Annotated in this window: 24 protein-coding genes; all 24 read right to left on the bottom strand. The window is 35.7% G+C overall.

Going from position 1 to position 24369, the window contains the following annotated elements; all coding sequences use genetic code 11:
• Positions 1–11: 11 nt before the first annotated feature.
• Entirely contained in the window at positions 12–1136 is a 1125-nt protein-coding gene (locus tag AC1DG9_RS01620) for a polysaccharide biosynthesis C-terminal domain-containing protein (protein WP_337718042.1), read from the bottom strand.
• A gap of 9 nt (positions 1137–1145) precedes the next feature.
• The gene (locus tag AC1DG9_RS01625; protein WP_337718041.1) at positions 1146–1571 is read right to left on the bottom strand and encodes a WxcM-like domain-containing protein; all 426 of its coding nucleotides are present in this window, start codon (positions 1569–1571) and stop codon (positions 1146–1148) included.
• Between the two features lie 6 nt (positions 1572–1577).
• On the bottom strand, positions 1578–2612 hold the full coding sequence (locus AC1DG9_RS01630; protein ID WP_337718039.1) for a polysaccharide biosynthesis protein: 1035 nt from the start codon (positions 2610–2612) through the stop codon (positions 1578–1580).
• A 20-nt stretch (positions 2613–2632) separates the two neighbouring features.
• Complete coding sequence (locus AC1DG9_RS01635; RefSeq protein WP_477634247.1) at positions 2633–3412, bottom strand: AglZ/HisF2 family acetamidino modification protein; 780 nt, start codon at positions 3410–3412, stop codon at positions 2633–2635.
• The gene (hisH, locus tag AC1DG9_RS01640; protein ID WP_337718034.1) at positions 3412–4026 is read right to left on the bottom strand and encodes an imidazole glycerol phosphate synthase subunit HisH; all 615 of its coding nucleotides are present in this window, start codon (positions 4024–4026) and stop codon (positions 3412–3414) included. Before hisH ends, AC1DG9_RS01635 begins: the two co-directional genes overlap by 1 nt.
• The gene (locus AC1DG9_RS01645; RefSeq protein ID WP_337718032.1) at positions 4023–5165 is read right to left on the bottom strand and encodes an N-acetyl sugar amidotransferase; all 1143 of its coding nucleotides are present in this window, start codon (positions 5163–5165) and stop codon (positions 4023–4025) included. Before AC1DG9_RS01645 ends, hisH begins: the two co-directional genes overlap by 4 nt.
• A 43-nt stretch (positions 5166–5208) precedes the next feature.
• Entirely contained in the window at positions 5209–5952 is a 744-nt protein-coding gene (locus AC1DG9_RS01650; protein WP_337718030.1) for a glycosyltransferase, read from the bottom strand.
• An 18-nt stretch (positions 5953–5970) separates the two neighbouring features.
• Positions 5971–6864, bottom strand: a complete 894-nt coding sequence (locus AC1DG9_RS01655) for a rhamnosyltransferase (RefSeq protein ID WP_337718029.1) — start codon at positions 6862–6864, stop codon at positions 5971–5973.
• On the bottom strand, positions 6843–7919 hold the full coding sequence (locus AC1DG9_RS01660; protein WP_337718027.1) for a hypothetical protein: 1077 nt from the start codon (positions 7917–7919) through the stop codon (positions 6843–6845). Before AC1DG9_RS01660 ends, AC1DG9_RS01655 begins: the two co-directional genes overlap by 22 nt.
• Before the next feature lie 122 nt (positions 7920–8041).
• Positions 8042–9202: a glycosyltransferase gene (locus tag AC1DG9_RS01665; RefSeq protein WP_337718025.1), complete on the bottom strand. Its 1161-nt coding sequence runs from the start codon at positions 9200–9202 to the stop codon at positions 8042–8044.
• Complete coding sequence (locus AC1DG9_RS01670; protein WP_337718023.1) at positions 9199–10113, bottom strand: NAD-dependent epimerase/dehydratase family protein; 915 nt, start codon at positions 10111–10113, stop codon at positions 9199–9201. The genes AC1DG9_RS01665 and AC1DG9_RS01670 overlap by 4 nt, the downstream gene beginning before the upstream one ends.
• 92 nt (positions 10114–10205) lie before the next feature.
• Complete coding sequence (locus AC1DG9_RS01675) at positions 10206–10895, bottom strand: acyltransferase (RefSeq protein WP_337718021.1); 690 nt, start codon at positions 10893–10895, stop codon at positions 10206–10208.
• Between the two features lie 10 nt (positions 10896–10905).
• Entirely contained in the window at positions 10906–12084 is a 1179-nt protein-coding gene (locus tag AC1DG9_RS01680) for a polysialyltransferase family glycosyltransferase (RefSeq protein WP_337718019.1), read from the bottom strand.
• Positions 12085–12161: 77 nt separating this feature from the next.
• Entirely contained in the window at positions 12162–12698 is a 537-nt protein-coding gene (locus AC1DG9_RS01685; RefSeq protein WP_337718017.1) for an acyltransferase, read from the bottom strand.
• Complete coding sequence (locus AC1DG9_RS01690; protein ID WP_337718014.1) at positions 12679–13962, bottom strand: oligosaccharide flippase family protein; 1284 nt, start codon at positions 13960–13962, stop codon at positions 12679–12681. The genes AC1DG9_RS01685 and AC1DG9_RS01690 overlap by 20 nt, the downstream gene beginning before the upstream one ends.
• Before the next feature lie 219 nt (positions 13963–14181).
• Positions 14182–14499 (bottom strand): polysaccharide biosynthesis protein, encoded by a 318-nt coding sequence (locus tag AC1DG9_RS01695; protein WP_337718012.1) that lies wholly within the window; start codon positions 14497–14499, stop codon positions 14182–14184.
• 5 nt (positions 14500–14504) lie between these two features.
• Positions 14505–15590, bottom strand: a complete 1086-nt coding sequence (locus tag AC1DG9_RS01700) for a Wzz/FepE/Etk N-terminal domain-containing protein (RefSeq protein WP_337718010.1) — start codon at positions 15588–15590, stop codon at positions 14505–14507.
• A 17-nt stretch (positions 15591–15607) separates the two neighbouring features.
• Positions 15608–18175: an SLBB domain-containing protein gene (locus AC1DG9_RS01705; protein WP_337718009.1), complete on the bottom strand. Its 2568-nt coding sequence runs from the start codon at positions 18173–18175 to the stop codon at positions 15608–15610.
• A gap of 26 nt (positions 18176–18201) precedes the next feature.
• Positions 18202–19338: a GDP-mannose 4,6-dehydratase gene (gene gmd, locus AC1DG9_RS01710; RefSeq protein WP_337718007.1), complete on the bottom strand. Its 1137-nt coding sequence runs from the start codon at positions 19336–19338 to the stop codon at positions 18202–18204.
• Positions 19339–19519: 181 nt separating this feature from the next.
• On the bottom strand, positions 19520–20212 hold the full coding sequence (locus tag AC1DG9_RS01715; RefSeq protein WP_337718006.1) for a hypothetical protein: 693 nt from the start codon (positions 20210–20212) through the stop codon (positions 19520–19522).
• A 6-nt stretch (positions 20213–20218) separates the two neighbouring features.
• Positions 20219–21046 carry a 2OG-Fe(II) oxygenase gene (locus AC1DG9_RS01720; protein WP_337718004.1) on the bottom strand — a complete coding sequence of 276 codons (828 nt, stop codon included), beginning with the start codon at positions 21044–21046 and terminating at the stop codon, positions 20219–20221.
• 449 nt (positions 21047–21495) lie between these two features.
• Positions 21496–22419 (bottom strand): hypothetical protein, encoded by a 924-nt coding sequence (locus AC1DG9_RS01725; RefSeq protein WP_337718002.1) that lies wholly within the window; start codon positions 22417–22419, stop codon positions 21496–21498.
• Positions 22420–22826: 407 nt separating this feature from the next.
• Positions 22827–23444 (bottom strand): hypothetical protein, encoded by a 618-nt coding sequence (locus AC1DG9_RS01730; RefSeq protein ID WP_337718000.1) that lies wholly within the window; start codon positions 23442–23444, stop codon positions 22827–22829.
• Between the two features lie 20 nt (positions 23445–23464).
• A complete protein-coding gene (locus tag AC1DG9_RS01735) occupies positions 23465–23812 on the bottom strand; it encodes a lipocalin family protein (RefSeq protein ID WP_337717998.1) in 348 nt (115 codons plus the stop codon).
• Positions 23813–24369 lie beyond the last annotated feature (557 nt).

Here is a 24369-nt window from a genome sequence, read left to right on the forward strand (position 1 = left end):
TTTATTTTTTATTAAACCGTCTCGAAATAAGTATCGGGGTCATCCTGATTAAAAAATTCATTGATCCAAAAATTGGTATATAGTTCTTCATCTCCTATATTCTTTATATTATGGGTATACCATATTGGCATATCAACATAAGCAGGTTCATTCCCATCCAGATAGAAGTCAAATACATCCTCTGTTCCAATTTTACGTAGCTGTATCAAGGCTTTGCCTTTAATTACAGCAAAACGTTCAATTTTACGGGTGTGAAAGTGATTGCCTCTGGTAATCCCAGGAACAGTAGTAGAAAAAGATACTTGTCCGCCAACATTTAACCTTATTACTTCAACAAAGATACCCCTTGGATCTGCATGTTTCACAAACTTTACAGGATAGTGATTTCGAATGTCCATATAACATCTGAAAGTATTAAATAGGTTTAGTTCAAATAAGTCCTTTAACTCCGGTATTATTCCTGCGTCTAGATATTGGGATTTAAAAATTTCCAAAAGAGCCAATATCTCCGAAACCTTCTTTTGATCTGTATGTGGAACAACAAGTATATTCTCCCCAGTCTCTTTCACTATTTCAGAAATTATTACATCTATTAAATCTCCAATATAAATAAGCTTGACGTCCGTATCTTTTTCTATTTTAGGTTGCTCATTGTGACTTAACTGATGAGAAAACGTGGCGATAAAAGAATTATAATAAGGTTTTCCGAAAGGCCCAAAGACATTCGGAATAACCATCCCGGTAAATTTACCCCCAGATTTATCTGCCCATTTCGTTAACAACTCCCTACCCTCTTTTTTACTTTTACCATATAAATTTTCATTTTCTTCTTGTGAAGAAGATGAAAACAAAACATGAGCTTTACTCTGACAGGTTTCTAGTGCCAGAATAATTTTTTTAACAAGATCAATATTAGTATTATATATAACTTCCGGATCCGGATGTCTATTCATCGCAGCTAAATGAACAATAACATCACACTGAGCAACAAAATCATTAAGTTTCGTTTGATTGTCAAAGTCATCCCTGTTAAAATCTATTCGTTCAAATTCCTCAGGAGAAAGACCCAAAGTATTATATAGGTATTGTCCTACAAACCCATCTTGTCCTGTTATTCCTACTCTTAATTTATTCATTTATAAAGTTCACTTCCAATTCGTAAAATAATCGCTGGGATATTGATAATTATCATTCACCGCATTCTCAATGCCAAAATCAGCATATACAATAAACTTGGCATCACGTTCTAAAGCCTTGAATCCTGTTGCATAACCAACAGGCACATGAAGTACTTGGGGTTTATCGGCAGATAACACATAAACTTCCAATTGCAGATCAGGATTGGGGTTTACCCAATCATCTATTTTAACTAAACTGACCTCAAAACTACCTTCAACTACATAGAACCAACGCTGTTCTAATTTATGCGCCCTCCATCCTCTTTTAACAGAAGGATCTATATGAGTAATCAGATACATTCTTTTTACTTCAGACATGTCAAAATCATTAACGTGATCTAATCTACCACGGCTATCGACATGTTTTCCCCCATTTAACACTTGTACTTTCATATCTATTTATCCAGGGTATTGAATGACATTAATATCTTCAAAAACTTCCTTCCTAATTAAAGGCAGATTAGATAATAATTTTTTCATACCATCTACCCCCAGCTGCTCAGTATTGTGGGAATGATAATCTTCTATTTTGGAAATGTCTGTTTCTCCCTCGGAGAAATATTGAGCATAATTTAAGTCCCGATTATCTGCAGGTATACGATAAAAGTCGCCCAAGTCTTCAGCTTTGACCATTTCTTCTCGAGTACATAGCGTTTCATATAGCTTTTCACCGTGACGTGTTCCTATAATCTTTACTTCATTGTCGGCATGGCAAAGCTGTTTTAGTGCCTCAGCCAAGTCACCTATAGTTCCCGCCGGCGCTTTATTAACAAAAAGATCCCCTGAATTACCGTTTTCAAAAGCAAAGAGTACCAGGTCAACCGCATCCTCCAATGACATTAGAAATCGTGTCATATTTGGATCGGTAATAGTAATGGGCTGYCCTTCCTGAATCTGCTTTAAGAATAAGGGAATTACTGACCCTCTTGAAGCCATTACATTACCATACCTTGTTAAACAAACCGTAGTCTCAGCCGAATTTCGGGAGGCCGCAATAGCTACTTTTTCCATTAAAGCCTTTGAAATTCCCATTGCGTTAATAGGATAAGCAGCTTTATCAGTACTTAAACAAATTACTTTCTGCACTTTATTAACTACTGCAGCATCAATTACATTTTGAGTACCAAATACATTTGTTTTGGTCGCTTCTATTGGGAAAAATTCACAGGAAGGAACCTGTTTTAAGGCCGCAGCATGAAAGACATAATCAACACCATGCATTGCTCGTTCAATACTCCCATAGTCCCTTACGTCCCCAATATAAAACTTCAACTTATCATTTTTAAGCTGATTGCGCATATCATCTTGTTTCTTCTCATCCCTACTAAAAATACGAATTTCTTTAAAATGATCAGTATGCAAGAATCGTTGTAGTACTGCGTTTCCAAATGAACCAGTGCCACCTGTAATCAATAAAGCTTTATTTTTTAACATCTGTTTTTTCTAATACTAGCTTAATTAAATTTAAAATTACTCTTTATAAGTGCATCCTTTTCCTCAGGACTAGGATAGTTTATTAACACGGCTTTATATACCCCTTTAAAAACAAATAAACTCCCTGCAGATGCACCTATGATACCAAACTGACTAATTAGCTGACCAATATCATCAAGCGAACCAGCACCTCCCAGAACGGTTAAAGGCAGGGTGATACTCTCTCTCATCTTTTCAGCAAGGTTCATATCATATCCTTTCATCATTCCATCATTGTCAATAAAGTTGATTACGACTTCACCGGCTCCATACTTTTGTACTTGCTTCGCTAGCTCAAATGGATTTTTACCAGTTCCTTTTTTTCCATTGTTAATGTATACTTCGTATCCTCCTAACAATTTCTTTTTAACGTCAATAACGACTACCACACTTTGATTTCCTACACGCTCGGCTATCCTACTAACTAACATGGGATCATTTACTGCTGCAGAACTAATTGCAATTTTCTCCACACCCAAACTGAAGATATGCTGAGCCTGTTCAGCAGTTTTAACGCCGCCGCCATAACATAAAGGCATTCTACATTCTGCAGCTAGATTTTCAATCATCTTATAATCCGGCTCTCGATTAAGCACAGATGCATCAATATCAAAAACTGAAAGCTCATCAACATGCTTCTCATTAAAAATCCTTACCGCATTTATAGGGTCGCCCACATATTTTGGGTCTTTAAATTTTACTGTTTTAACGAGGCCCTTATCATKAACCAATAGACATGGTATTATTCTAGGTCTTAACATTACAAATCTGAGAAATTTTTTAAAAGTTTGATTCCGTATTCATGACTTTTTTCAGGATGAAACTGAACACCGTAAACATTTTTCTTATTAACAGCACAGGTAAATTCTATGCCATAGTCAGCTGTCGAGATAGCATCCTCAGATTGATTACATTCAAAATAATAAGAATGCAGAAAATAAAATTTAGCATTGTGCTCCAATCCCCTCATTAGAGGATTTTCTTTAATGATATGAATGTCATTCCAGCCCATATGAGGTAAATGTGTTTTGAATTTTATTTTGCTTTCGTCAAACTTTTTAACACTGGAATTGATCCATCCAAGACCGGGAAGCTGACCTTCGTCACTTGATTTTGCCAGCATCTGCATGCCCACACAAATACCAACCACAGGAAGCTTCTTTTCCAGCACTAACTCATCCAATCTTTGTCTCATTCCAGATGCATCCAGCTGACTCATAGCATGATCAAATGCGCCAACACCAGGTAGAATCAGTTTGTCTACATGCTCCAGATCTTCTGCCTTTTGAGCTATTTTGAAAGGTACATTTAACTTTTTATAAATATTAGCAAATGCGCGAATATTCCCAACACCATAATCTATAATTGCAATCACCTGAATAATCTTTTTTCTAAGCCCAATGTCCTCATTACTCTGGTTCCCAGAGTTATAATTCCTTTTTTGTTTTTGTAATCCCTGTAAGTTTTATTCTGACCATCAAAAATGGCTTGTAACTCGGCTACAGTAAGGTCCAGCTTGTTTGCAACGTATTCAAACTCCTGCTTTAAAATTTGCTCGTCCAATTCTGGTTTAGAGATTCTAGTTAGTGCTTCCTCTCTTGTCATCTGACCAGTTAGAATCAAGCTAGAGAAGTGTGCGCGCCTTTTTTCGAAACCAAATTTTCTAGGTAACCAATAGTCTTCATAAAATCTAGTAAAGCGGGATTCATGATGTTTGTGCTGGAATTTTTGCCATCCAAATTTATCCAGGAGCAATTGCTCAACTTCCTTTTTGTTAAACGGAACCAGATCCAATGGCTTAAACACCTGCATTCCTAAAACATATTTATAATATATTTTATACTTTAAAATATCTACAATTGGGAAGGTTTTTAACGGTCTTTTTCCAAAACGCGTGTGTATATCATTGACTAAAGTCTCATCAATACCAGCATAGCCACCCCATTCCTCAGGTTCTCTGCAGCATTCAGTAGATATATTTGATCCGGTTAAGACGTATTTTATCTTATTTTTTTTCGCGAATTTGTAAAGTGCCGAAAAAAAGGCATAATCCTGTACCAAATCCTGATCGGGTATTTGCGACCTTAAAAATGCGACCTGTAAATCTTTCATTTCCTCCCAGTTGATAACTTCTGTATATAAGTCCAGTCCCAAGCCATCCACTAATTTTTCAATATTTCCAACGGCTTGTTGTGTATTCCAACCAGCATCAACGTGGAAAATCAAAGGTCTTAGCCCCATCTTCTCTTTAGCAATGTAAGCCAAATAAGAACTATCTAAGCCTCCACTCATGCCAATAATACAATCGAAAGGTTTGCCTACTCCTTGCTGTTTTATCTTTTCAGCCATCCTCATCAACTCAGTCTCTCCATTGTGGTCAGTCTTCCAGTTCGGCAGGATGACATCATGGAAATTGTAGTAATAATCACTTATGCCATCTTTATCAAAGACAATTTTTGGATCTGATGTATCCATAATCGTTTTTGTACAGATCTGGTATGCTCTTTGAATCATATTTTTATCTTCCTATTATTAAATATTTTACCAAAAAAGGTTCTTAATCGACAAACAATTTACTTCGTCTTATTCTAACTGAAATTTCAAACAGACTTTTGGCAAAAATCCATCTTGATCTTAATTTCGCGAAAAGACTTCTATTCACTATACTGGCATTATTTCCATGAATTCTCCTATTAAATGTCTCCTCATCAAGATGTACATTCGATTTTAACAAATTCGCTGCCATTGCAATCCAAAGATCATGTGATTCAACATATTCTGGGATAGGTAAAATAACCTCAATAAGTCTTTTAGAGAAAGCCATGGCACAACCATAATAGTTTGTTTTGCCAGTAAAAATAGCCAAAATATTTTTTAAATAATTATCAGAATCCACGGAATGGACACCATCTAAATAATATTCCAATGGATTCCCATTCACATCCATGAAACCAGAATTAGAAGAAACCAACAATCGTTTACCTGATAAGAGTTCTTTTTTCATTAATTCGACTCTTCCTGCTATCCAAACGTCATCTTGATCCGCCATGAAAATTACATCATGGTTTGCCAATGAGATGGAACGCCCAAAGGAATACACATGTCCTCTATTTGTATCATTGATAAAAATTTTAATTCTGTCATCCTTGATAGATTTTAATACTTCGATTGTTCTATCTTTAGAACAATCATCCACAACAATAACTTCATCATCCGCGGACAATTGGTATAAAATAGACTCCAGCTGCTCCAGCAAAAATTTTTCCCCATTATAGGTTGCAATACAGACACTAATTCTCAAAATGGTAGTTTTTATAATTTATTTTTTACCTGTTATCCCTTTTATCCCATCTAAAATTCCATACATATAGCTTTTTATATAGTCCTGTTTTTTCTTTACCGCAAAAATAAATAACAGCTGATGAACCATAGCAGCTACGATCTCTTTAACTGCTAAAGCCTTGGGTATATCTGCTTTCCTTAGTAACAAAAAAGGATTTCTCACTTTATAATAGCTCCTTTGAGCACTGTGGATGAATCCTCTCATTACGCCTAAATTAATAGAGGTTTCTCCAATAGAATGTCTCATAATTGCCTGTGGAACAATCTCAATTGGAATATTATTTCTACGACACCTTATTGACCACTCAATATCTACAAAATCTATAAAAAAAGCCTCATCCATCACTCCAGCAATATCAAAAACCGCTATAGTAGCTGCCGAACCAGATGATATAATCACGTCTACAGGATAAGGTGCCTGTTTCCCTGTACTATATATTTTTTTTAGCAACCCGAACCGGCTAAACCTAAAAGAAGGATACTCATAACCCTGCTTCGCATCAAAAAATACCGAAGCTACCACCTTTGGTGTCCCAATAACCAGCGGTGCCAATAGCGCCGATAAGAAATTCAGCTCAATTTGCGAATCCTGATCAAAAAACACAATGGTGTCTGCACCTTGCTTTACCGCATAATCAATCCCAACATTCTGCGCATGAGCAATACCTTCATTAGTTCCTAAGTCCAGAACAGACACTTCAGCTACTTTCGAAAACTTATCCAAACCACCATTTCCGGAGTTATCTACGAAAACGACATTACAATTGCTTTGAATAAGCACCTTGCACAGATTGGCAACATGATCAAAATCAGGATTGTAAGTTACAATTACAGCAAAAACTTTCATCTTCAAATTACGACAGGTTTCCATACATCGATGTTACTATCACTCCCTGGTTGAAGGGGTTTTTCACTATTTAATATTTTCGACCAATACCACAGTACAGTTAACAAGCCGTAAGAATTAAACATAATTGGATTGGTAAAGGAGTTGATTAAGTAAAGCACAAAAATTAGTGTATAAAACCTATTTTCACCAATATAAGCGCGAAGATTTTTTATTGGAAAGAATATTGCCGTGTACAAAATTGGCGTTAGTATAAATCCAAAATATCGAAGCATATCTAGCGGTGTAACTTCAGTATGGGCCTTCATTACACCCGATCCAGATGAATAATAAAAAGAGGCTAGCCCATTACCAATAAAAAAATTAGTCCAGTCCAGTTGATCAAAGAATGAAGTGATATGCCCTATTTTCACACTATTTGACTCTTCACCTGAACTAAACAGGACGGTATTGGCAATCAAGTAGCCAAATACAGAAACAACAATTGGAATACTAATCAGTACAAAGATTATTTTGGTCGACAGCCTCAAATTAAGAAAATAAATTACGATCAAACTAATTAAGGAAACCATCCACAAACCTCGCGAGGCGCTAGCGACAATAGCGGGAAATATCACCAGCATTCCAAGAATATTTTTACGCTTTTTATCCTTTAAGTAACTTAGAAAAAACAATGCAAAAGGAAGATATAGAAAAGGTACTGTACCTATATGAAAACTTAAGGTTGCTTCTTCAGAAAAATCTCTTAAACCGTAAGAACCAGCACTATAATTATCGAAAATAAAAGTTAGAACGTTTGATATTGGATTACCAGGAAAAGTAACTACAGCTAAAAAGAAGACCCCTGTAAATACGGAAAGCCACATTCCTGATCGTTTTACAATCCTATCTATATCAATTTGATACCGATGAATTGGATATATCAAGAAAAGAACTGCGACAGAAACCATAAACTGGTTGCTTAATGCTCTGTCTGCCACCCCAAAAAAAGACAATAAAAATCCAAATAAAAATATGCAAAATACAACTATTGGTGCCGATGTATAAATCCTGTTTTTAGCATCTAGATTAAACAGCATAATGCCAATTATGGATAAAAAACAGAATTTATTTAAAATAAAAACAGGAACAAGCAATGTGGAGATAAAAAACATCACCATCAAAGAATTAATCACCTTACTTGTTCTCATTGTTTCTGCCATTATGATGGTAGGAGCTGATCTATTATTGCCTTATAATCATCAGCAAAAGCGCGTGTGCGGTTATCAAGATTAATTAATAATTGCTCCTTTCTATTTTGTAAATTCATCTGATCAGCATTTAACCATAGGTCCTCCATGATACTAGCCAGTTCAATTTTATCTGTAGGGTCAAAATAAAAAGCATTCGAAGGATCTTGCTCCTGATGTACATTTATATTTGACAATATGATGGATTTACCTATACTTTTTGATTCTTCAACAGTAGAACTCCAGCCTTCAAAAAACGAAGGATTGATTACCGCTACAGCTTCTTTTATCAACTGAAGTACATCCTTATAAGGAATCAGCCCTAAGAAAGAAACGTTCTCAGTTAATTGATGATCTTCAACATATTTCCTCAGCATTTCCACATGCTGATTTTTACTTCTAAAATCATTCATTAAACCGCTGGTCAGCACTTTAACATCCAAACCTTTTTTCTTCAATTCCTTCACTGCCTTGAAGACAATCAAGTGGTTCTTATGCTCCCAAAATTGATTCGGAAGATAAAAATATTTGCCCTTTACATATTGACTAATATCTATAGGCTCATCATATTTAAGTATATCGGGCTGGGAAACGAAGTGGAGCACACTAACCTTGCTTTCATCTTTAGGATAAACACTAACCAGATCCTTTAACGCATCAAAACTACTGACAACAATTCTATCACTCTTTAAAATCCATTCTTTATGCAAACGATGTTCAAGCTTCAATTGCTTATGTGTCCACAACTTTGGATAATGCAGATACTGAAAATCAGGTATCCAGTTTATAGTCTTTATAGAATCTCCAGGAAAAACATAATTAGAATGAGAGATGACGTTTATTTTATATTTCTTTAAAAGACGATAAGTCAGCGGGTCGAAATTAAAAAACTTCTGACTAACCTTACTAATTAACCAGGGAAACGTTTTACGCTGTATGATTTTGGTATGTATTATTTTAGCATAATCCTTAAACAAAGTAATGTATTCCTCCTCCAAATCACTCGGTACGAAAAGATAAATCTCTATCTCTTTGCTATGAAATTTATGTATTGCATAAAGCAAGTTCTTAATATAGTTGATCCCTCCCTTATATTCAACTGGAAAGCCCAATAAAAATCCTACTCTGATCATGATGTTAATCCTTTATAATATTTAACATAACCTTCCAATCCGTCTTCGACATCTATTTCAGGTTTCCAACCAAGACTCAATGCCTTTGTAATATCCGCCCAAAAATAAATTGGATCCCCCTCTTTGGTTGCTCCATTAAACTTAACTGACACCGGTTTATTAAAATGACTACATAAATCACTGATGACTTTCTGAATCTCAATACTTCGCCCAGATCCACCATTGATCACATCATAGCCCTTAACATGTTCTGAGAACATTCGCAAGAGCCGCGCTGCATCACTAATATTTAGCCAATCCCTAGTTTCTTTTCCTGTACCGAAAAATACAACCACATCGGATTCTTGTATTTTTCTACAGGCATCCCATAATAATTGCTTTTTTAATCCAGCCCCATATATGGAGAAATAACGTATTATGCCCACTTGAATATTAAAATTGTTATGGTAAGAAAGACAAAGTTGCTCCGCAATTTTCTTATGAAATCCATAAGGGGATACCGGTACAGACTCCATACTTTCCTTGATAGGTATATTTCCTAAATTCCCCTGAACTGCCGGACTAGAAGGATAAATAAACTTACATTGAGGATTTCTAAGCCTGATAAACTCCAATAAAGATAAAGTACTTTGAACACTTTTCTGGAAATCTTCATAAGGATTCTCATGAGAAAAACCTACAGAACCACTTCCTCCACAATGAACTATGACATCGAACTCCTGATTTACATTCAATAAGGCTTCAAATGTGATGGTTGTCTCGTGCCACTCGTCAATCCCCCATTTGGTGTACTCATCCTGATACCATTTACCATGACCTATTCCAACAACATAAGCGCCATTTGCTTTAAATTCTTTGGCAACATTACGTCCTAAAAATCCGTAGGCGCCTGTTATTAATACATTTTTCATTTATTTCAATTTTATGGTCAGCTCATAAAAATATGACTGGATCTTCCATCGTATTACTTTTAAAACTTTTTAGCGTCTATTTTTATACCCTTCTAAAGATCACCATATTCATGCGAGGCTGAATGGTAACCAAGAGGTAAATCTTTAGAATGCTTTATTAAACTGCCCAAATATGTCCTCTCATCATGATAAATGGATGTTAGCTGCTGCTCTCCTTTTTCCCAGCATCCTGAATCAAAATTAAAAGTCCTTACTATCCTCGCTGGATTTCCTACTACCATACTAAAAGGAGGAATATCTTTGGTAATTAAGGTCTTTGCCCCTATTACACACCCGTGACCTATATTTATGTTGCCAATTACACTAACATCATGCCCAAGCCAACAGTTTACACCGATCCTAATCGTTTTTTCATAACTATTACCTGAAAGGGCATACGGAACTAAAGGATTATCAAAAATATGATCACTACAAATGAAAGAGCATTTATTTCCAAATATACAGTAATCTCCTATGACAATAGACTTACCGACTGAAAAAAAACTATCTCTTCCAATATAGCTATTACGCCCAATCTCCAGCTGAATATCCTTATTATCCCTATTATTTATGGTGAATAAAGTATCTCCACCAATTGTGCAGTTATCTTTTATTAAAACATTCTCCATGCCCAATATTTGTACATTCGGTCCAAAAAAAACCTTGGAAGAGATATTTGATAAAAAACGTCTTTTAAATCTACTTTTACGATTTAAAATCAAGGCTTTTATATAATTCAACATAGTTCTACAATTAGTTAGGAGTTTTCCATAATGCTGACTTCCCGTCCCACCTTTCCAAAGCATTTGTCGCATTTCTACAAAAAAGTTCCCCACGAACTAAGTGCGGAACTGAATCTCTAAATAAATATTTGTCTATTTTTTTCTCACTCAAAGGCATTATCGAATCTTTGTTATAAAAGTATTTTAAGCTCACTACACTAGAAGAAAAAACAGGCAAAATACAACATTTTTCAATAAAAAGTAACCATAGTTCTATCGGATAAAGACTATACTCATTATTATCAATGAGTATAACTGTATACTGATCTTTTAATTTTTCATACAAATCCTTTAGGATAAGATTAGAAGCCCTCGGATGATTCTTCAAAATAATACATTTCCCAATCTCAGAAGTTTCTCGAATCACGTCTTCGTACAGCGACAACTCATTCTCATAATTTGTTAATCCTGAATTAGCCAAATTACTTGTTAAATACAAATGACTATTATTTGGTACATGATTTAGTATTTCATTACAGAAGTTAATTAAATCAGGTAATTGATTCACCATCTTCATAATTAAATCTGTCGCAAATGCTTTAGGAGGAACAATTAGATTTTTATGTGCTAAATATCTCCCGCTCCAATCCATAGGGAGAGTTAAGATCGTCAAATCAAAATTAATACGCTTTGGGTAATGATTATATAAGACTTTTTTTACAATCCCTTTAAGTATATTTAAAGGCCGATTCAAAAAATCACTAAATGAAGTCTTTAATGCATTTTCGTTTCCAACAAGACCAAATGAATCCCCATATTCAATGCTCAAAGCATTAGGATAAGCGTTCAAGATTAACTGAGTTCCAAAACTACCATAGTCCCGGGCAATCAATACGCTGTCAAAATCGATATTATCYAATTTTGATTTTAATTTTCTCTTGCATTTTGAATACCAATTTAATGAGAGATCTCTCATCTCAGTTTCGCTGATAAAAATTACATTATTCAAAGAGACAGCTTGTGCCATCATTTTTACAGAATTCAAAAATAAAGATTCATTATCCTTTGATACGCTTGTATCATAGAGTAAGATGGTGGTATCACTACTCTCTTTTTGAATCGACTCTTCATACCAACGAAGGGCAATATACGCTGCGAGAAACTGAGCTGTCCCTTGAATTGCGATTAATGACTTCTTGCTATTTTTCATGCTTTAAAATTAAAGGAGATAGGGTTAACCAAAACTCTTTGAGTTTCAGAAAATAAAACACACAGAACATATACATCTTATGTGCTTTTATCGAAATCTCCATATTTATTTATATTTTTGAATCTTAACACCTTAGCCGGAATGCCACCAACAATAGCAAAGTCGGGAACATCCTTAGTTACAACTGCATTTGCACCCACAACGGCATTTGATCCAATTGTAACACCCGGCGAAATAAAGACGTTCGCACCGATCCATACAGCATCTTTGATTATCACGCTCCCAAACTTACTTAGTTTTTTATCCGGAAAATTAAAATCTGAATCTACTTCAGCGGTATTTGTCCAGATTTTCAAAAATGGTCCAATGCTACAATTTTTACCAATTTCTACTTTTTCCCCTTTGCCAATCTGAATTATGGAGAACCGTCCTATATAACTATTTTCAGCAATATTAATTTCTCCATCGCCATAAAATAATATCCCTTCTCCATTAAAGAAAAAAGACTCATGGATATTATAGCTTGTTCTATAACTATCATATAAGTTAGCGTGATATGCCCCTTTTAGAATAGAATGCACTTTCGCTAAAATTTTATTTATAATTTTCATCATAATCTACTGTTGTTTTAGTAAAAGCTCCTAACCAAGGCAATGGATAAACACTATGACAAAAGCCCCCAACTGTAACAAAGAACACAAAGAAACTTATGCACGTTGCATAAGCTGCACCTATCGGTCCTAACCAGGGAATTAGAAAATAATTAAGACTCAGGTTAACAAAAACATTTAAGAATGAAACATAAAACAATACTTTGGTTTTCTTTAGATAGAAAATAATATTAGCAAATAATAAATATAGACCCTGAAAAAAATATCCGACAGTTATCCAAATTACGTATTTACTTCCTTCTATAAACTTCGGATCGATAAACCATTTAAACACTAAAGGGGTAACTAACCACACAAAAAAAACAACAAAGGCTAGAAGTGCTATAAATAACCAATATACTTTAACAACCTTTATTTTAGATGCCACCGTATTTTTAGCAAATAACTCATAACTAAAAGGCACAATTACCTGAGCAAACCCGGTACTCAAAATAGAGATGGCAGATCCGATCACATATCCAATGTTATAAATCCCTAACTGCTCTTTACTATAAAAATGATCGATAAACAAACGATCAGACATATTAATAACCATCCCACCTATAGCATGAGGTATTAACGGGAAACCAAACCATAAGGCATCCTTTACGTATTTGAAATTGATTTGTTTGATCAGGATTTTTCTTTTCTTGTACAGGATGAATATTCCTATAAGAGAGAATAAAAAAATAGAAAAGTACTGTCCAAGAAGCCTACCAGCATACCCAAATTTGAATACAATAACCAATAATAAAGAGAGCAAAACATTTATGGTAGAAGATGAAAGGCTAAAGACAACATAATTAATTGGTTCCTTCTTAATTTGAAAATCTACTAAAACCAAATTATTAAAAAAAGACAGAAAACAAAAAATAGGCACACACATGATCCAATATATTGATATCTTCAGATAATTCCCTATAAAAGAACCAAATACAAAAACCAATGAGAAAATGATAAGTGTTGAGATAAATGGCGAAAAAATAGCAGAAGAAAAATAACTGGGATAATTAGCTTTATCTTCTCTAAAATAAGCCACCGATATTGCCCCTTGAGCCCCAAGGGCAACTAACGGCATAGTAAAACTAAAAATTGAGGTAAGCAAAGACAAAGTCCCAAAATCTTTTGTGGTTAAATAGAATGTGAAGAGCGGTAGCAGAAGAAAGGCTATCGCTGCTTCTGTAAAGGAGGCAATAGTATAAAGGGAAAATGACTTAAATAATTTCATTCTATTTGTTAAAAATACTTAATAATACTCGGCTAGAACTCAACCTGCCATTGTATCAATATCAACACTTCTTTCTTCCGGCAATACTATCTTTTTAATTTTCTTAAATTCGTTTACATTGCTTTTTTTAATAAGCGTTAGCTCATTTAATACATAGATCAATTGAAAACAGTTTATCCATCACATTTTGTATGGCGGAATATTCTATTGGGACGTATACTACATTCTCGCCAGATGCGCGGCCTTTTTGCCGATCATCTCTAGCGCGAACGTCTGAAAATCACCATCTATATATCCGAAAGAGCTTCTAATATCACGTACCAGCTCTACCATCTTATTTTCACTAATATCAACCACATGAAGTTTTAATGGATTTCTTTTGAAGATCTCTTTTGCAACAGCTTGACCGATAGAACCGGCACCTCCAATAACTAAGAATTTAGAGATTCCTACAACATCGCTTAACTCCTGTTCACAAATATTGATGTCATTTTCGAATAATTCTTGCCTACGTCCAATTAAGTTTAAAATATCCATATCTTTTATTCTAGAATTTTTTTCAGAAGCCTTCTGCCTATTAAAACTAAACATATCAGGAATCCTGCTATTCCCCCTCCCGCAATAATCCCTCTTAATTTTCCGAACTTATCTTTCTCCAAAGGAAAGACAGGGTAATCAACAACCTGGATCAAAGGAGCTTCTTTACGAAGAGAAATTTTAGATAATTCCAGATTCTTAACTAACTCAGCAAGTATAGCTTTATTTGTTTCAGCATTAAACTGAGATTTCTGCACAGGTGCAATTCTTTGAGTTTGGCGAGTTGGATTCAAATTAGGAGTTGCATCCGCTACTTCAGCAGCTTTATAGATTGCCCCATTCATAACCATCCTTACGGAATCCGTTTTTTGTTGCAAAATAGAAATATTATCTAATGATTTTCTTGTCTTAGTCTGGACATAAAAATCATTTACATTTTTAACAATCTCATCATTGAAAGCTTTGGAAAAAAATTCATTTGAAGACTTAACCTCTACCTTAATTATACTTAATTTCTTATCAGGTTTTGAAACCTTTAAAATATTTGCATTAATACTCTGAACAATAATTCCTAAAACACTATCCTGTAACCGACTATATTTCAATGACTTTTTAAAATAGATGTTCTTTAGATTAGTAGATTTATCCCAGCTCTCTTTGAGCTTATTAAATTCGACATAAAGGTCTACCAATGGTACTTTTCGGTTTTCATATTGAACTTCAGTTAGTAATGTTTTCTCAATCATACTACGTGACTTATACAACTCAAGTATATTATCACCCTGAAAGATACCTCCGCTCCCACCAATATCAATTCCAGCTATGGATGCCAATCCACCTAGATTTCCTAACGCTCCTGCTGTATTTGATCCCCCATCCTCCAAAACAAAGGTTGTCGTAGCGGTGTAAACAGCTTTTTTGAAATAAGCATAAGTAAATCCCAATAAAGAACCTAATACGCCAAAAGCAAGTATAATAGCCCATTTAGATAAAAGGTATTGCCACCATTCCCTTATTTTAAGTAATAGCTCTTTTAAAGAAATCTCATCTGAAGAGACATTTGATTGATTATTTATATTTCCTAGACTCATATCGATCAGACAATCAATTACCTTAACAAACTAACTACTATTGCTGCTAATGATGCAAAAGCTGTACTAATTCCTATCCAAGCCTGAACGTTCATTTTTTCTCTCTCAGCACGTTTTGGCACAAAAATCTCTGCACCTGGCTTAACCTGAGGGTAATTATTAAAGAACAAGAATTTCTTCGCTGCTGCCACTGATCCATTAGAATATACAATATAAGCACCCTTTTTATAGGCGTTATAACTAAAACCTCCAGCACCATCAACGTATCCTTTAAAGCTTCTGCCTTTAATATAAACTATACTGTTTGGTTTTAAAACCTCTCCAGTTACTCTTACTGTTTGCAGTTCCTTAGGAACACGTATTACATCTCCATCCTCTACAATCAAATCATTTCTAGATAGTGGTTTTTTTAGGATTCTCACTAAATCAATACCTACCAGATCACTACGCAGAACCTGTATATCTTTTTCAAATGTGGTTGTGTCCTTAGCCCCAGACTGCTTCAAGCGTTGCAAGTTCATCAGCTTTTCCTTCTCTTCTTTTCTTCTCTCCAGACTATCTATGGCTCTTGCTTCTGCACCACCTGTACGTTTTAAAGAAGCTCCCTCTACATAAGCCAAAGGACTTAGGCCGCCCGCTCTTTTCATGATATCTGAAATGCGCTCATCCTTTTTTGTAATGGTATAAGTTCCGGGATATAGCACTTCTCCTTCAACTTTTACTTGTCTCTGTACCTGATAGCTCTCAGAGGTACGAATGGAAACTATATCAAACGGCTTTAAAGTAAAGTCTTTCTCCTGAATTTTTAGATTCTGGTCTACATTAACGGTAAATACCTCTGCAGTTTGTGCAGATGCCGAAGTTGCATCACTATTTTTAATCCTTCTTGATATCTCAATACGATTTGGCGTAGCACCTTCTTTAAAACCACCTGCCATTTGGATCAAGGATTCCAGATTCATATTATCTCCATATTCGAAAGTACCCGGCTCTCTAACCTCTCCCTGGATGGTTACTTTATATTCTTCTCTTAAATCGAATATTGAAGAAATAGTCACCTTATCTTCTCTCTGCAGCTTAATATCTGCTTCAGTTCCGGCCAATACTTTGGCCACATCGAATGATAAAAGTGATAAGCTGTTGTCTGCATTTAACCTTGAGATATAGCCTCTGTTTAAAAATGCATCTTCCTTTAAGCCATCAGCCTTGCCGATCAATTGTTTTAAGGTTAAGTTCTCGTCAAGCTCAAACTGACCCGGACGGAAAACGGCCCCTGAAATCTCTACCCTGTTTTCGAAACGATCCAGAATACCCTCGACCACATATTTGTCGCCATTTAATGGATTGTATTTATTGTAATCGTCAGCCGGAACATCGGTGATTTTACGTTCCTTATTTGTTTTTTGAAGTACCTTGATCTGCGCCGTATAAGCATCGTTAGAGAATCCACCGGCAAACCTAACCATGTCTTCTAAAGTCTCCGTATTTAAGGCCTCGTACAATGCCGGGCGTTTAACCTCTCCGGCCATTTCAACCCGTGTTTGATACACAGGTACATTTATCACATCCTGATCCTGCAAGCGGATATTGTTTAGCTGGATTCCGTTTAACAGAAAATCATAAACATCTATAGTAGATACAACTTTGTTGTTCCTAACCACCTGTATTTTACGGAAAGACCCGTTCCTGTTCGGTCCTCCTGATTCATATAAGGCATTAAATACCGTAAACAGCGAAGGAACGGTGTATGATCCTGGTTTAACGACCTCTCCTATTACGGTAACCTTAATACTTCTGATATTACCCAAAGTTATGGCAACACTCGTTCTGCCTGATCTTAAACTTGGGTAGGTACTTGCCATGCTTGACCGGATCTTTGAAGTGGCCTGTTCAATGGTTAATCCACCTACTGATATCAATCCTACGTATTGTAAACGAATGGTGCCATCAGGACTTACCTTAAGTTTATAGTTGACTTCATTGTCGCCACTTAAATCGATCAGCAATTCATCATCAGGACCAACTACATAGCTTTTCGGCGTAGCCATACGAAGGTTTGGCTCAAAAGTAAGGTTCTCATTTTTAAACAAATCTTCACCAAATATTTTAGGTTTAAGGCCTTCGAAAAGCTTTTTCATTTCTTCAAGCTTTTCCTCTTCCAAAGCCTTCTTAGTTTTCAGATTACCGCTGGAATCGGTTTTATTATTATTCTTAGTGGTATCGCGTACATTTTGCTTATCAAACCCTCTGGTTCTGTCCAGCTCATTTCCATTTTGCTGATTTTTGTTAGAACCATTGGTATCTGATTTATCATTACTTTGGCCACCTTCCTGTTTTCTGATCTTCTCAACCCTTAAACGGAGTTTCTGAATTTCAGTGGCATTCATGCCCTGAGCTGCAGCCATTTGCTCCAGCTGAGCATCATTATATCCTACCGATTCCGCTCTCTGCATCAGTTGTCGGATTTGTGTATCAGTTAAGTCATCAACTTTTACATCCGCATAATTGGTTTGCGAAAATGCCGATTGAGAAAGAATAATGGCAAAGAAGAAAAATAATGCGGTAAGTATATTTTTAAACTTCATAGGTAATTGATAGTGTATGAAATAGCTTATTCGAAATAATTTAATGTTTTAAAGCCGCCTTGCTTTAAGTACTCATCCTTTTTCATCAAATGCAGATCGGAATGAACCATGTCTTTTACTAATAGCGGAAGATCATATTTAGGTTTCCAACCCAGTTTGGTATTGGCTTTTGTTGGATCGCCCAATAGCAGATCAACCTCTGTTGGCCTGAAGTACTTTTCATCAACCTGTACCACAATAGTACCTGGTTTTAAATACTCGTCATTTAACCCAAGTTGAACAACCAGGTCCTGATCAACATCAATAATTACACCTCGCTCGTATTGGTCTTTTCCACTGAACTCAATTTCAATTCCCAATTCGGCAAAACTCATTTTAACAAAATCTCTAACCGTTGTCGTAACGCCTGTAGCGATTACGTAATCCTCTGGCTTTTCCTGTTGCAGGATTAACCACATGGCTTCGATGTAATCCTTTGCGTGACCCCAATCGCGTTGTGCCGAGAGATTGCCAAGGTATAGACAGCTCTGCAGGCCCAGCGCTATTTTACATGCCGCACGAGTGATTTTACGGGTAACAAAGGTTTCGCCCCTAACTGGACTTTCGTGATTAAACAAAATGCCGTTGCAGGCAAACATATCATAAGCCTCTCTGTAGTTAACCGTAATCCAGTAAGCATACATTTTTGCTGCCGCATAGGGTGACCGTGGATAGAAAGGGGTTGTTTCGCTTTGAGGGACAGCCTGAACCAATCCATATAACTCGGAAGTAGAAGCCTGATAAACTTTAGTTTTTTTGGTAAGACCCAATATCCGAACAGCTTCTAATAATCTAAGTGTTCCAATTCCATCTGCATTTGCAGTATATTCAGGTGTTTCAAAACTCACCTTAACATGACTCATTGCAGCTAGGTTATAAATCTCATCGGGTTGGGTTTCCTGGACGATACGAATTAAATTGGTTGAATCGGTTAAATCGCCATAGTGCAATTTGAAATTTACATTATTTTCGTGTTGATCCTGATAAAGGTGATCTATACGCTCTGTATTAAACGATGAAGATCTTCTTTTCAATCCATGTACAAAGTATCCCTTTTTTAACAAAAATTCAGCTAAATAGGCTCCATCCTGTCCCGTTACTCCCGTAATTAAGGCAATTTTCATCTGTGTGTTTACGCTTTAGGTGTTATGAAGTTTGCATGAGACTTGTTTAAGTTAGATTTGAGCGGTAAGCTCATGCAGTTTCATTGATAAGTGTGTTCAATTTATTCACGCAAACATACGGAATTATTTACTTTGAAAGCAAAAGATAAACCTCGAATAAAGGCACATATGAAGTAGAAAGCTATTTATTGCTTCCTAAATGGATTTGAATCCCTACTGAAAAAGGATTCAAAAGAAATTCGGTTGTCCGGTCGTTATTGACTGTTCGGGTATTATTAATATCCTGCAAAATCGTTTTCTGCTTCTCGAAAGAGTACAAAAGATCCAGAGTGCCTTCGGCGAAAATAGAAATCTGAGGTATTGGATTGATTTTAAACCCTATAACCGGGGATACCATAATTCCATGCTTAGTAGATTCAATCTCCTGGCCTACGGCATCTGCACTCACGTCTCTCAATTGGTTTCTATTCTGCAGGCTACCTTTAAACCTGTTGTAACGATAGCCCAAATCAAGTCCGACATAGGGTTGAATCCGTGAATAATTAAAGTTCTTTTCAAATCCTAATTTAAAGGAGTAGTCTAGAAGCTTACCATCAGCTTCCTGGCATGTTTCACACTCATTGAAAAACTTTTTGGATTTATTATAATAGGTCCCGTTTAAACGATAGCTAAACTGGTTGTCGTTAAATTTAACCATCACTCCGTTAAAATAAGCGTCTGTAAACTTATCAGAGCTGGTTTCATTAAATACTTTAGGCATCTCAACCATACTATATCCTCTGATGGCAATACTATAATTATAGTCGCCATTCATTTGTGAAAATGCAGTAACATTAGTTAGCAAGAATAGAGCTAGTAGTAAAGGTTTTTTCATATATACTTAATTTGATCGAATGACTTTCTTAGCCAGCCTGATTAATATTGGTGGTGTTAAATCATATAATACGCTGCGCAAGGTGATAGGTTCTTTGGTAACATCATTTTTCGTTCCTGATCGGTTTACAAATAGCGTTCCATGCGGTTTGTGATTTACCTCGCTTTTTGGTCGGCCATTACTATAATAATATAATGCCAGAGATTTCCGACTCCTGTCTGGCGGGCAGGCTAGCGCATTAGGGTGACCATGGTATGAAAAATCGGTGGTTGAAAATATAGCTATCCGATTAAAAATCGGCAATACCTTTGTGCGCGCCTCCTTCATGTCACGATCCCACAGTTCAAAATGTCCGCCGTAGCTTTCATCCCAGTCCTTATTAAGATAAACTAGCAAGTTAATGCGACGATCCACCAATGCTAATTCATGCTTATTGAAATCAGCATGCACTTTTAACAAACCACCTGATTTTATTTCATGATAGCCGCCGCCCAAAAAATAAGGATCCGGTAGTAAAGTTTCCTTAATCCCCGTAAGCTCCTGCAAAAATTCCAATATTGGCTGTGAATTTAAAAAATGAGCCAGCAAACGTGCTGATTCACTGAAGTGTTTCTCGCCCAAAGCTTCCAGCTTCTTTTCATTATGGTTATCATATTTCTTTACATCCTTTTGTTTAGACAAGTCAGGAAATTCATCGGCCACTTTGCTTAAAAACTCCTCGTTAAAAAAATTATCTAATACAATACTGGGGAAAGGATCAGCGCTTATGTATTTCTGATGCATATCTTTCCCTAGTTGTTTTATATCTGTTATAGATGGATGTAAAATATTCATGTATGTAAATTTATAGAATAATAACCTAGCAAGAATAGAACTAGTAGTAAAAGTTTTTTCATATATACAGTTAATAACAAGGTTATCCCTTATCAAATGTAAAACAATAATATCATTTAGATTAAAATAAAATTATATGACATAAATCACCTGATTGTCTTCTTTTAAGTCACAAATCGTCAATTCATCATACTCAATACGCCCCTTATTTTGAGTAACAAAGTTTGTCCTATTCAAGTTATTGATTTGAACACATAAAACCTGCTATTAACAAATTTATGTGCCAATATTTTTTAACTATTCAAAATATCTAATCAATATAAATAACCACAAGATAAAAAAGCCATAAAAATGAACGTCAAAGACATACAACCACAATATTAAGAGTCTTTGTTCACCATGATAGTATCTGACACTTAACAAAGGAACCCCAATAATAGTTGCAAACTTTAAAAATTTATCACTGGCAACTCTTCAAGAGTTGTGTCGGGCAGACGAATTTGAATACCTTCTCTACCACCATTTGTGTCAAATAATTTTCCTGAAAGCGTGGCTTTTTTATCTAAACCAATCATCACAAACCGAATTTTGTCAGATGCAATGACCTGTTCAGTGGAATCATAAGCAAAAATATCTACGGTGACATTAGAACCCTCTTGAGGATGCGAATCGTTAATTCTGTATGGAAGAAAAATATCCAAAGATATAGGTTTCCCGTAATTTGACTCCACCATTGTTTGGGTGAAAAAAAAAGTATCGAAGGTATCTAATTCTCCACTCGATATTCTCATTTCCGTAGATATATTTTCTCCCGACAGTTCATACTTTACTACATAATGAATTTTTTTCACGCTTATAGGTACATTATCTTCGATATTTATGCGCAGCAACGCTGTAATTCTTCGAAGTTCGACATTTTTCCTCACGTCTCCTTCAAGGTCTAGTAAAAACCTTTCATAGTAGACTACGGTTCCCGGCTTTCCAAAATTCAATTTGTTTTCGCGAGCAGTGATGTTTAATGGTTCTCCTGAGGCAAAAAAAGCAACATTATAACGCCCTTTCGCAAGCTCATCTTTTATTTTCCCGAATTTCGGATCAGTCCTAACCTGATGAATCATCTTAACGTAGATATCCCCTTTGTAAACTAGATAATAAATGTGGTTAACCCCTGAGTTCGAATCCGAGGGCTCCACTGAAGATACTTTCTTATTTGATGATATTGCCGTTTTAACTGGGCTATAATCAACATTGAATGAACTTGTCGAAAATTCAACAGAGTACAATTTCCCTTCAGGAGATTCTTTCCCTGCATCCTTTTTACGGCAGGATATAAAAAATAACACTAATACTGGAATTAATAAGAGCTTTTTCATTGGAAGTCATTTGACTTACAAATATAATATTAAGTACCTGACAAACAACACCTTTATTAACGACCCCCTAGCAATTAAAGATCGTGCACAATATAATTTATAACTATACCAACTGAAGACATAAAATCAATTCCAACAATATTTTTGGCGGTATAAACCTAAATCCATTATCTGCTATAAATTATTCACATAAATGAAAGAGGATTATCGATAAATCATTTAGTTGAATAAGACTCTATTGGGTTGTTGGGTGGGGGGGGGGAGGTTCAGGCAAGAGATCTCTCACTATGTTCAAGACGACGGGCAATGTTAGAGATGACGGTTGTTTCAATTTATTATTGACAAACGAAAACAGCCCCGGTATGCCAGGGCTGCTTTACGATTATTAACTATTAAATCTCAGAGCGCTATATTCGTTTTGTTTTAACTTTAAAATGGAAAGTCCCCGTTACCAACCTCTTGTTACTTTCGTTAAGGACTTCCCCCATACTCATGCTGTAACGGCATTTTATCTGAAATTGAGCATAATTCCCTTTAACACCTATATACTTGATCTCTAAAACTTCGTTATAAGAATCGGAGCTGGAACCGGACAGACTTACTAATTTTGTGGTTGAATTTGCAATTATTGGAAGTGTTTGTGAAAACTCAAAGGGCTTTTTATTGGCCCCAACTCTTGTGATCCCATACTTTTTAATATTGGAAGACCTTACCATAACCGAGCTATCACGGGGAAATGAAAAGTAAAATGTTTCATTTGTAGAGGCCGATGTTGCCGATACATATGATGTGGAATCGTTTAAGCCGATAGGATCCAGATCAAGATGGGTACAGTCGATCTTTCGTTCCCAATCAGGTGTTTTGAAGGCCATATACAGTGTATTATCCACTACCTCTCCATTACCGATTACAGGACCCTTAACGGGACCCGGGTTCTCATTTGAGGGACCATCGCTGCTTTTTTCACAAGCCATAAAACTTGCTGATAATAAAATAAGTAGTATTAATTTGCTGAGTGTTTTCATGAGCGTTAATTTTAGGAAAACTATTTCATTAGGTTAATTTCGACGACTTCTTTATGTACGATCCCTTTCTGGGTTTCAATATGCTCTTCATATACGGAAAGCGTGGAACCGGTTAATTCCTTTATATGATAAACAGTGACATCATCGCCCTCGATATAATTTAAGACCAGATTTTCTTTTGTGGCGGTATAAGTAAAAGCATCAACATCGCCCTCGCCATCATATATGCTTCCTTTTTCTCCTTCTTTAAATTCAAGATAAGCACCAGACAACGCAAACATATCTGCTCTGAATACTTCTGCCCCATCAACATAGTCTATTTCGACCGCATTTGCGACAACCCATTTGCCTACAACTTGACTTCTCATAATAATCTAATTAAATCCAGGTATCTTAACTGAATCGAAAATTCAGAAGATTTACTCAAAGGAAAAGGAAAACGCTTAAGCAAGCAATACCCATAAATAGGTATTTTTAAGTGGCTGCTATTTAGCCTCAACTTTATCGCCTACCCACACATATCGGTTTGTAGTACATTTTGGGCACCAGTAAATTCGTATAGGAAGAAATCCCAGCAAATGTTTTAACACAAATCCGCGTGGAACCTGATAATGAAAATCTGTATTGCACTTCCTGCACTTATAATCCTGATAGCTCATGTATTAGAGAAATTAATTTAGCTTTTTAATAAAATCCCGCAAAGGTATGTAAAATCGATTATTAAAAATTACTTCACAAACTTATTACAAATAAAAAGGCAAAAAATCGGCCATTGTTAAATATGACCTCATTTCTGATCATTTAACGAAAAACAAGGTTAATACTGAGGCAACTTTTTCTCCTTTATTCCCCGTTTTAGGACAATAGGCATGGGGTTCACAGGACACTGGGTTAATAATCTTTCTTGGGAACTTAGAATGGAGAG

The sequence above is a fragment of the Pedobacter sp. 05L430 genome (assembly GCF_056397585.1).